The organism is Ruegeria sp. ANG10, assembly GCF_040705255.1.
GTDB lineage: Bacteria > Pseudomonadota > Alphaproteobacteria > Rhodobacterales > Rhodobacteraceae > Ruegeria.
In genome coordinates this window covers 173,843-182,908 of sequence record NZ_JBFCVU010000010.1, presented here as the reverse complement: position 1 = coordinate 182,908, position 9,066 = coordinate 173,843, and the positions used below count along the sequence as shown (strand labels likewise).

The window sequence follows — 9,066 nt, the reverse complement described above, 5'->3', positions numbered from 1 at the left end:
GACACTGCTTATGCTCTCCCATGATCCCCATCGGATACTGGACAGGCATCTCCCAACCCGCAAAATCAACCAGCTTACCTCCCAACTCAACATGAAGATCGTAGAGAGGAGTGCGTTTCGGTTCGGTGCTCATAATCCGGGCCTTTCGAATGCCGTTTTGAAAGATCACCCTGCGGTCTGCAATGGCAACCCTTTTACAATCAACACCAAGGTTCCCGGGACGCTATTGCGAGTCAACAGGATTTGCCATGATAGCCGATACAAAGCGTATACAGCCGCATGCAGCGGTCTTGTATCGTATAGGAAACTATTTTCCGTTGAGCAACAATCACATCGCGAAATCGCGGGTCTGAAAACGAACACGCAAAATCTTTTACGAGGGTTGGTTTTTGCCCGCCCCCTGTTAAACGCCTCTGGCCCCTATCCGAATCCTGCCCTAAGACTTCGCCCAAGAGGAATTGCAATGTCACATATTACACTGGTGCGTCACGGACAGGCCAACACCACCGCGCGTGATGAAGAAAGCTATGACAAGCTCAGCGATCTGGGTCATCAGCAGGCCCGTTGGCTGGGGGCGCATTTGCAGGATACGCGCGCGCATTACCCGCGGGTCTATTGCGGCACATTGCAGCGTCATGTGGAAACCGCGGCCAGCATGGGTCTGCCGAAGCCGATCCAGGACCCGCGCCTGAATGAGATCGAGTATTTCACCATCGCGCAGCTATATGAACGGCAGCACGGCGTGGCGATCCCCACCGACCGAGAGGGCTTTGTCGAACATCTGCCTCGCACCTTTGCCGCCTGGGCCAGGGGTGAGATCACGGATACGCCCGAAACCTTTGCGGAGTTCGAGACCCGTGTCTCGGACGCGCTGCGCGAGATTGGCACTGAGGGCGGGCCAGCCATCGTTGTGACCTCGGGCGGGTTGATCTCGATGGTGGTACGGCAAGCGATGGGTCTGGATATCCCGGCGATGGCGCGGGTGGCGCTGGCCATCATGAACACGTCGCTGCACCGCCTGCATCCGATCGGCGCGCAGCTAAGCCCGGTTCTGTTCAATGCGGTGCCGCATCTGGATTCGCCCGACAGGCAATTCGCGCAAACCCACCTTTGACCTCGGAGACCCATATGATGCAACTATACTATGCCCCCCGCACAATCTCGGTCGCTGTTGCCATTGCTTTGGAAGAGGCGGGGCTGGAGTATGAAGCGATCCAACTGGATTTCGCTGGGGGTGAGCAGACGAAACCGGCTTATAAGCAAATCAACCCAAAAGGCCGCGTTCCGTCATTGGTGGTTGATGGCGGTATCCTGACCGAAACTGGCGCTTTGTTAGAATATATCGCCGTCAAAGCGCCTGAGGCCGGGTTGGTGCCCAAAGATCCGGTCATGGCCACCCGGATGCGCGAGGTGATGTATTATCTGGCCTCGACCATGCATGTGAACCACGCGCACAAGTTGCGCGGGGCCCGCTGGGCCGACAAGAAATCCAGCTGGAAAGACATGACAGACAAGGTTCCACAGACGATGACCGCGTCCTGCGACTACATCTCCTCCAACGGGTTGCGCGGGCCGTTTGTATTGGGCAAGGCCGTCTCGCTGGCAGATGCTTATCTCTATGTGGTTTGCAGTTGGCTGGAAGTCGACGGCGTCAACGTCTCGGCCTTTCCCAAAATTCTGACCTTCCGCGCGGCGATGGAGGCACGTTCTTCGGTTCAGGCGGTGCGCGCCGCCGGAATGCTCTGACAAAAGGACAACGCATGACACATCTTTGGGTCCGGGCAGAACAGCGCCCTAATGAGGAACGGGTCGGGCTGACCCCTGACGGCGCCACTGATCTGATCGCAGCAGGCATCCGCGTGACGGTTGAGGAAAGTTCCGTGCGCGCAATCCCGATTGATGGCTACAGACAGGTCGGGTGTGAGATAGCGGCCGAGAATTCCTGGCCCGACGCACCACTGGATGCGATCATCTTCGGCCTCAAGGAACTACCCGAAGTCGGTACACCCTTGCCCCACCGCCACATCATGTTCGGCCACGCCTACAAAGGCCAGCATTCCGGCCGCGCCCTGTTGCAGCGGTTCAAGGTCGGTGGCGGCACGCTGTATGATCTGGAATATCTGGTGAATGAAGAAGGCCGTCGGGTTGCGGCCTTTGGGTATTGGGCGGGATATGCCGGTGCGGCGGTGACACTCAAGACTTGGGCAGCGCAGCAACGGGATCAGGAATGTCCGCCCGTTGGTGTCTATCCGAGCAAGGATGCGCTGAACGCTGAACTACTGGCCGAACTCGATGCCACCGGCACCCGCCCCAGCGCCATCGTCATCGGTGCATTGGGCCGTGTGGGCACAGGGGCCGCTGATATGTGCGAGGCGATGGGCGTTCAGGTGACCAAATGGGACATGGCCGAGACCGCCAGCGGCGGGCCGTTCCCGGAGATCCTTAATCACGACCTGTTCCTGAATTGCATTTTCGCGCGCCCGGGCACCCCGGTTTTTGTTCCGCGCGAGGCTCTGACTGCGCCGCGGAAGCTGACCGCCATAGGCGATGTGGCCTGTGACCCAGACAGCGACTACAACCCTGTGCCCGTTTATGACCGTGCCACCACCTGGGACGCCCCTGCTCTGCGTGTGGCGACTGATCCGGTGATGGACGTGATGGCCATCGACAACCTTCCGTCAATGCTGCCGGTTGAAAGCTCGCAAGACTATGCCGCGCAATTGCTGCCTTCGCTGCTGACCCTGACCAATCTGAACGCCGGTGTCTGGGGCCGGGCGGCGGCGACCTATAACACTCATATCAAAGGACTCTGAGCGATGACGATTCATTGGTGTGGCACCGGCCTGTCGGCCATCCCCGGCCTGCGCCGCCTGATCGAAGGCGGGCACAAGGTCACCGTCTGGAACCGGACCATCGAAAAAGCTAAAGCCGAGGTCGGTGACCTGACCGACGACATCCACGCCTTTGACATCGATGCGCTGGGTGCAGTGCTGGAAAAGGGCGACGTGATCGTCTCGATGCTGCCGGGTGACTGGCACGTGCCGCTGGCCGAACTGGCCATCGCGAAACAGGCCAATTTCGTCTCGTCCTCTTATATCGCGCCCGAGATGCGTGCGCTGGACGACAAGGCCCGCGAAGCCGGAGTGGCGCTGGTCAACGAGGTTGGGCTGGACCCAGGCATAGACCACCTGATGGCGCATGCGCTGGTCGATGACTACCGCGCCTCGGATGCGTTCGATGCCCAGAACCACCTGAGCTTCATTTCGTATTGCGGTGGCATCCCGAAGAATCCCAACCCCTTCCGTTATAAATTCAGCTGGTCGCCGCTTGGTGTGCTCAAGGCGCTGCGTTCGCCATCTAAGTCGATCCGCGATTACGCCCCGCTGGACGTGGCCCGCCCCTGGGACGCAATTACCAGCTATATCGCGCCGCTGCCGACGCCGGAAAGCTTCGAGGTTTATCCAAACCGCGACTCGATCCCGTTCATGGAGCAATACCACTTTGAAAAGCACTGGCCGATCAAGGAATTTGTCCGCGGCACCCTGCGCCTGAACGGCTGGGCCGATGCGTGGTCTGATGTATTCCGCGAAATCGAAACCCTGTCCGGCCCCGAAGGTGACGCGCGCTTGAAAGAGATGTCAGACCGGTTCTGGGAAGAAAACGCCTATGACGAGGGCGAACCCGACCGCGTGGTCCTGTGCGTCGGGCTGAAGGCGGAAAAAGACGGCATCCCGGTCTGGCACAAGACCTATGTGATGGACGCCTGGGGTGACGCGCGTGGCACCGCCATGGCGCGACTGGTGTCGATCCCGGTATCGCTGGCGGTCGAGGCGGTTCTGAACCGCGCCATCCCAGCAGGCGTTCACGCCGCGCCGAGTGATCCGAAACTGGTGCAGAACTGGATGGCCGAGATCGACACCCTGGCCCAGCATCTGCAGGTGGTGGATCAGTTGAACTGAACGACTGACACCGCCCCGATCACTGTTGGGGTGGTGTTTTTAGCGAGGCGTGCGCCAGATCAATGTAGTTCTTGGTCAATTCCGGACCGAAAATAAACTCGAAAATTTGTTGCTGAATATCGCCTTTGTTTTGTCCTACAGGGAATTCAAACGCGCCGCCATTCACACACTCAAAAACACGGCTCATTACGAGTAATTTACGCGCTTTCTCTGCATCTCGTCTGTGCAACACTTCAAGCACTGAGGCCAGGTAGGCTGACTGAATAACAACCCTCAGATCCAAGTCGCTGTTTTCAAACAATTCTACACGCGTCTCATACCCTGAATCATACATCTCTTGTTCAACATACTCGGGAAAGACTTCGCTCCCTTCCTGGATCGCTTCCGCACAACTCAGTACTGGATAGTCGGCGCGACGCTCGGGAAACAAAGGGGGGCAATCAGACCCCGCCAATCGGCAAGATTCGAGAAAATGAAACAGAGTTTCATCGTGATTAAGATCAACGCGAAGCGCTTCTCTATAGGCTTCAGCCGCTGGCCCGAATTGCTCCAACTCAAGACGTAACTTTCCGAGTCGGCGGGGGATCCACAGCAGCCGTTCATTTTCAGCCGACGGGTATTCTTCCATGAGATGAGAGAAATATGCGTCGGCCTCTTCGTACCGCGCCAACTTCCTCAAAAGGCGAAAACGCTGCTTCATCGTGTAGGTGTTCGCGGGGGTCAAATGATGTGCCGTCTCAATGGCGTCAAATGCAGCCTCATCCTGCCCCAATTTGCCCAGAACATAACTGACCCACTGCCAAGCCCGGTGTTCATTTGCATTGAAAGCAGCAGCATCCTCGAAGTCCTGCAAAGCGCGCTGCAGGTTTTCCAGTTTCACATACGCTCGTCCTCGATAGATATGGAGGACGGCCAATTCTTCGGGCTTATATTTCGTGGCCTGCAGAAGCCTGTTGCAGCCCTGAATGGCCGTCTCTGGTGCGGCTTCCGGACTGTGGCATCCCCCCGCAAGCATATCTGCGGCCAAGTCGTTTCGCTTTTGCTGCTGATACAAAACAAATGCGGCAATCAAAATCAGGCACGCAGCCACCAATCTTACAATTCGTCCACTCAACAGCCTGCCCTTGCAACGCATAAATCAACTTTAACGCGTACTTTCTGCCATGATGACCCGCTGATGGCCAGATACATAGTCAGAGGACGGGACAGGTGACCCGGTGATCAAAAAAAAGCCATTCCGAAATATCGGAATGGCTTTTGGTTTGTCTTGCATCGCGATCGGTCAGATATAGCGCTCGATCACGGTGTCGATATCGCTGCGGTTGATGCCCAGTTCGGCCAGTTCGGAATCGTTCAAGCGGTTCAGATCTTGTGCGGCGCGTACGATGCTGGAACTGATCGCTTGCAACCGCATCGCCCGGTCGAACAACAACACGGAACTGGCATTTATCGACTGGTCGCGGCGTGGGTTAAAATCAAACATTTTCTCCTCCAAGTATTGTGCCAAAGCCAGCACGGCCAGCGGATCAGTGTACGGTGCCCGAGTAGGGTTTCTTGTGATAAACGCTCTCATAAGCGCGTTGCTTGATCTCACTGCGTGGGATGCCGATGTCTGCCAATTGACGGTCACTTAGGTTTTCCAGTGCCCGAACGGATTTGGCAAAGATATCGCGGCGAAAATGTTCGACCCGAGCTTCGGCGTAATTCGAGAACAGACCGAAGAAGAGCCCCTTTTGCGGTGTAACTGTTTGTGCGTATCCCATGACTTTCTCCTTTAACTCTGAATTGCGTTTGTCGTTGAAACAAAGAAAAGGGTTCGGGATTAAAAGCGTCGGAGGGTTGGGTTAAATCCGCTTAATCTTCGCAAGACCAGACGCCGACAACATGGCACGATCAGGTGTAGCTAGCTGAAATAAAATAATTTAATCCAAATCACCAATATCCAGCGCGTTTTGAACCAAAAACAAAACCGCGGCATCAAGGTCTTCACGCGCCAAAACTTGTTTGAACGACGCCGTCAATGCATCCGTTTCCCATGTCCGTACAGACAAGGCGATCCAGCCTGCCAGTTCCGCGCTGCGTTCAAGCTCAAGTTTGTAAATCTCCAGTATTTGTTCTTGCAATTCCGGCCATGTGGAACCGCCAACGGCAAGAACCTGAATTAGCTTCTGCTTATCTTCTGGCGACCGGTTCGCCTGCGCCAACGCCTGCCCAATCGCTTCTACTGCGTCTGCACCGTCCACCTCGATCCCGGCCAGCGCCCAATCCGTTATGTTCCGGTCACCGGCACGCAACGCAGGCTGATACCGCTGTCGAACGAATGCCTGCGCGGCAGGATCGGATTGCATACCCAACAATCGAATGACAGCCGGCGCATAAGCAAGGCGATTTACATCGCGCAACTCCTGCAACAAAGACGCGGTTGTCACAACGTCCCGCACCTGTCGGGCAATCGGATACTGTGCGCGATGAACCTCTGCAAGCGCGGCATTGCGCAACAGCCTGTCTTCATGCGTCAGATATTGGCTAAAAAAAGTGACGCGTGCAGGGTTAGCCGTCTTTCCGACGGTCCAGTGTTTACCCTGAAAACGCACCGCTTCCAGAAAAGCTGCCCGCTCTTGCGTCATCAGGAAACCTTTGGACCAGGCGCTTGCGAAGCTGCGGCCTGACTTGTCCACAGATCCGCTGCCGTAGATCATCAAAACAACTCTTTCAGGGTCGACGCGGAAGGCTGATCGCGTCACGCTGTCAACCAGGAATGGGATATCCGGTAGGGTCTCTAGCTGCGCGGGCGCGCCTTTCAGCACGGAAACCGAGGTGTACTTAAAGGGATTGGTCGGCGACGGCGCAGCCAGAACAATCACACGCGCTGACAGAATACGGTCTGCAAGAGAGTATTCCGGCAATGTTGTGCAAACCGAACAGGCGTTCGAAACGCGCGGAGCGGCCATGCTGGCCACGGCAAACACAAGTCCCACTAGAATACGCCAATCGAGTCGCATGGTTCGAGCATCCTCCGGTTTACGGCCCTGCTGCAACTGTTCTTTGCGCCGCCGAATTGGCGGTCGGATTTGATGACCACCAGGCATGGGGAAAAGGCGCTTCGTTCAAACCGGCCTACATCAGATCGTTTTCCACGTCTTCGGCTGAAATGCCCAGCGCATCCAGACCATTTTCAAGGTGATCCGACAGGTGCGGTGTGCCGATCAGATAATCGGCGCAAGGGGTCGACGCCTCGGATTTGGCGGTTGCGATGGCCTCGGCCAGATCCTCGGCGAAAAAGCTTTCTCGTCCGATCCACATGACAGCAACCAGCTCGGCCTGCTCGTCCTCGCCCATACGGTCGATAAAGGCGCGCAGCTCGCCCTCGGCGCGGTTCAGTTCGCGCCCCATCATGGCGACCTGAGCGATTTTTCTTGCCGAGATTTCCAACATGACCCAACTCCTCGTGTTCGCGGTTTCACCCTAGCACAACCACTCCGCGGCGCCTGAGTCTTTGATCTTACGCAAACTATGCCAGCTTAAGGCTCGCGAATGCGGGAAACCGGGTGGTCGGGAATAGGGGCTGTACGAAACGGGTGGAATCGCGCCTTCTTCACTTTCAGCTTCAGTGCCTGCCAAACGATAAGAAAAACCGCACGGCGCGCACCGAATGGACGGCGCAGCAAAGACCACAGGATCGTGCGATTGGTCAGCGGTCCCCGCCTTCCGGTCAGGGTTGCAATCAACCCACCATCTTCGCGGCCATAGTCGATCCATACGCCCACCCGATCTGAGCGATAATCAAACCGAAAGGTATAAGACCCTTCGACCTTCTGAAACGGTGAGACATGCATCAGCTTGTCCGCCACGATGCGGTCCGAGGGCTGGATCGGTGCAAAGTTGGGGGTGTGGCACAGATAACTGTGGCGCGTACCAAAAGTGTTCGTGACCTCGGCCACCACGGCGTAAAGCTGATCATCAACATCAAAGCAAAACCAGAAGCTGACCGGATTGAATACATGGCCAAACACCCGTGGTTGGGTCAGCAATGTCACGTGATCAGGCTGAGTCACACCCATCTGGTCAAACTGCTCCCGCAGCCAGGCCGCACCGTGCCCCTGCCCTGGCTCACCGCCATGGTCGCGAGCCCGCCAGTTGGTGACATTAGTCCGGTTCATGGAAAACAGCGCAGGTGTGGCCGGGTGGCTTTCCGGATCCAGCAAGATGTAGTCGACGGAGTAACGAAAGGCATTCTGGATCGCGCCCTTTCGCCCGTGAAAGGTGTGGCCTGCAATATGGTCGACCGTGTTCACGTAGTTTTCTCCGATCTTCGTGTAAACCGTTCCAGCGGCATTCTTTTCCTCATGTGTTTGTATCAGATAGTACGAAATTTGACGCGACCCGGATCAAAAAACAGCAGATAAAGTGATCCGCCTTGGGCCGGGCCGCGTAATGTGGTTATGTTTACCGAGATCGATACCGTGACCTTGGATGAACCGGCGGCCAGCGGGCCAGCACTGAAACCTTGGCGCGCAAGCAAACGCATCAGGGGCAAGCCGGTGAACAAAGCGGATGGCAGTAGCGACACCAGAACTGAGTGGGTGAGCCACGTCAGACGCATTCGGGACGCGCAGGACCAGGCGGCCTTTGCCGAACTGTTCCAACACTTCGCTCCACGCATCAAGGCGTTCCTGATCAAGTCAGGGTCCGATGCTGCACTGGCCGAGGAATGCGCGCAAGAGGTGATGGCGACCTTGTGGCACAAGGCGCATCTGTTCGATCCCACCCGCGCGACCGTGGCCACTTGGGTGTTCACGATCGCAAGAAACAAGCGCATCGACGTCCTGCGCAAACAACGCCGGCCCGAACCCGAGGATTTGGGATGGGGTCCCGAGGCGGAACCGGATCAGGACGACGTGGTCGCGCTGCAACAGGAAACCGCGCAGCTGCGCGACGCCATGGCGGCGTTGCCCGAGGCGCAAAGACAACTGATCGAAAAGGCCTATTTCGGCGATCTGAGCCATCGCGAAATCGCATCCCAGACCGGGTTGCCCTTGGGTACGATCAAATCACGGATACGGCTGGCGCTGGACCGCTTGCGCCACGCGATGAATTGAGATGACGA

Annotated in this window: 11 protein-coding genes and 1 pseudogene; 5 read left to right on the top strand and 7 right to left on the bottom strand. The window is 57.0% G+C overall.

The genetic code is table 11. From position 1 onward, the window contains the following. Nucleotides 1-133, bottom strand: a pseudogene (gcvT, locus tag AB1A64_RS18825) (glycine cleavage system aminomethyltransferase GcvT); the annotation flags it as partial. Between the two features lie 330 nt (nt 134-463). On the opposite strand from gcvT, the gene AB1A64_RS18820 reads away from it, so the two are divergent. The 4 genes from AB1A64_RS18820 to AB1A64_RS18805 are packed head-to-tail and all read left to right on the top strand — an operon-like array spanning nt 464 to nt 3,959. Further along, complete coding sequence (locus tag AB1A64_RS18820; protein WP_366553140.1) at nt 464-1,114, top strand: histidine phosphatase family protein; 651 nt, start codon at nt 464-466, stop codon at nt 1,112-1,114. A gap of 17 nt (nt 1,115-1,131) precedes the next feature. Continuing rightward, nucleotides 1,132-1,746: a glutathione S-transferase family protein gene (locus tag AB1A64_RS18815; RefSeq protein WP_366553151.1), complete on the top strand. Its 615-nt coding sequence runs from the start codon at nt 1,132-1,134 to the stop codon at nt 1,744-1,746. Between the two features lie 14 nt (nt 1,747-1,760). Next, nucleotides 1,761-2,813, top strand: a complete 1,053-nt coding sequence (locus AB1A64_RS18810; RefSeq protein ID WP_366553138.1) for a saccharopine dehydrogenase — start codon at nt 1,761-1,763, stop codon at nt 2,811-2,813. A gap of 3 nt (nt 2,814-2,816) precedes the next feature. Continuing rightward, nucleotides 2,817-3,959, top strand: coding sequence for a saccharopine dehydrogenase family protein (locus tag AB1A64_RS18805; RefSeq protein WP_366553136.1), 1,143 nt, complete (start codon nt 2,817-2,819; stop codon nt 3,957-3,959). A 19-nt stretch (nt 3,960-3,978) separates the two neighbouring features. On the opposite strand, the gene AB1A64_RS18800 is transcribed toward AB1A64_RS18805, so the two are convergent. The 6 genes from AB1A64_RS18800 to AB1A64_RS18775 all read right to left on the bottom strand — a co-directional run bounded on the left by AB1A64_RS18800 (nt 3,979) and on the right by AB1A64_RS18775 (nt 8,254). Next, nucleotides 3,979-5,073 carry a hypothetical protein gene (locus AB1A64_RS18800; protein WP_366553134.1) on the bottom strand — a complete coding sequence of 365 codons (1,095 nt, stop codon included), beginning with the start codon at nt 5,071-5,073 and terminating at the stop codon, nt 3,979-3,981. A gap of 168 nt (nt 5,074-5,241) precedes the next feature. Continuing rightward, entirely contained in the window at nt 5,242-5,442 is a 201-nt protein-coding gene (locus AB1A64_RS18795; RefSeq protein WP_366553132.1) for a hypothetical protein, read from the bottom strand. 43 nt (nt 5,443-5,485) lie between these two features. After that, nucleotides 5,486-5,722, bottom strand: coding sequence for a DUF1127 domain-containing protein (locus tag AB1A64_RS18790; protein WP_366553130.1), 237 nt, complete (start codon nt 5,720-5,722; stop codon nt 5,486-5,488). A gap of 159 nt (nt 5,723-5,881) precedes the next feature. After that, entirely contained in the window at nt 5,882-6,961 is a 1,080-nt protein-coding gene (locus AB1A64_RS18785; RefSeq protein ID WP_366553128.1) for a hypothetical protein, read from the bottom strand. Between the two features lie 115 nt (nt 6,962-7,076). Then, nucleotides 7,077-7,394, bottom strand: a complete 318-nt coding sequence (locus AB1A64_RS18780) for a DUF3775 domain-containing protein (RefSeq protein ID WP_170326413.1) — start codon at nt 7,392-7,394, stop codon at nt 7,077-7,079. Between the two features lie 86 nt (nt 7,395-7,480). Next, nucleotides 7,481-8,254: a DUF1365 domain-containing protein gene (locus AB1A64_RS18775; RefSeq protein ID WP_366553126.1), complete on the bottom strand. Its 774-nt coding sequence runs from the start codon at nt 8,252-8,254 to the stop codon at nt 7,481-7,483. A gap of 147 nt (nt 8,255-8,401) precedes the next feature. Between AB1A64_RS18775 and AB1A64_RS18770 the strand changes: the two genes are divergently transcribed. Continuing rightward, nucleotides 8,402-9,058 carry a sigma-70 family RNA polymerase sigma factor gene (locus AB1A64_RS18770; RefSeq protein ID WP_366553124.1) on the top strand — a complete coding sequence of 219 codons (657 nt, stop codon included), beginning with the start codon at nt 8,402-8,404 and terminating at the stop codon, nt 9,056-9,058. The last annotated feature ends 8 nt before the right edge of the window (nt 9,059-9,066 follow it).

Excerpts from the sequence above, each read along its gene's own strand:
- AB1A64_RS18820 (WP_366553140.1), top strand. The coding sequence starts at position 464 with ATGTCACATATTACACTGGTGCGTCACGGACAGGCCAACACCACCGCG.
- AB1A64_RS18815 (WP_366553151.1), top strand. The coding sequence starts at position 1,132 with ATGCAACTATACTATGCCCCCCGCACAATCTCGGTCGCTGTTGCCATT.
- AB1A64_RS18810 (WP_366553138.1), top strand. The coding sequence starts at position 1,761 with ATGACACATCTTTGGGTCCGGGCAGAACAGCGCCCTAATGAGGAACGG.
- AB1A64_RS18805 (WP_366553136.1), top strand. The coding sequence starts at position 2,817 with ATGACGATTCATTGGTGTGGCACCGGCCTGTCGGCCATCCCCGGCCTG.
- AB1A64_RS18795 (WP_366553132.1), bottom strand. The coding sequence starts at position 5,442 with ATGTTTGATTTTAACCCACGCCGCGACCAGTCGATAAATGCCAGTTCC.
- AB1A64_RS18790 (WP_366553130.1), bottom strand. The coding sequence starts at position 5,722 with ATGGGATACGCACAAACAGTTACACCGCAAAAGGGGCTCTTCTTCGGT.
- AB1A64_RS18785 (WP_366553128.1), bottom strand. The coding sequence starts at position 6,961 with ATGCGACTCGATTGGCGTATTCTAGTGGGACTTGTGTTTGCCGTGGCC.
- AB1A64_RS18780 (WP_170326413.1), bottom strand. The coding sequence starts at position 7,394 with ATGTTGGAAATCTCGGCAAGAAAAATCGCTCAGGTCGCCATGATGGGG.
- AB1A64_RS18770 (WP_366553124.1), top strand. The coding sequence starts at position 8,402 with ATGTTTACCGAGATCGATACCGTGACCTTGGATGAACCGGCGGCCAGC.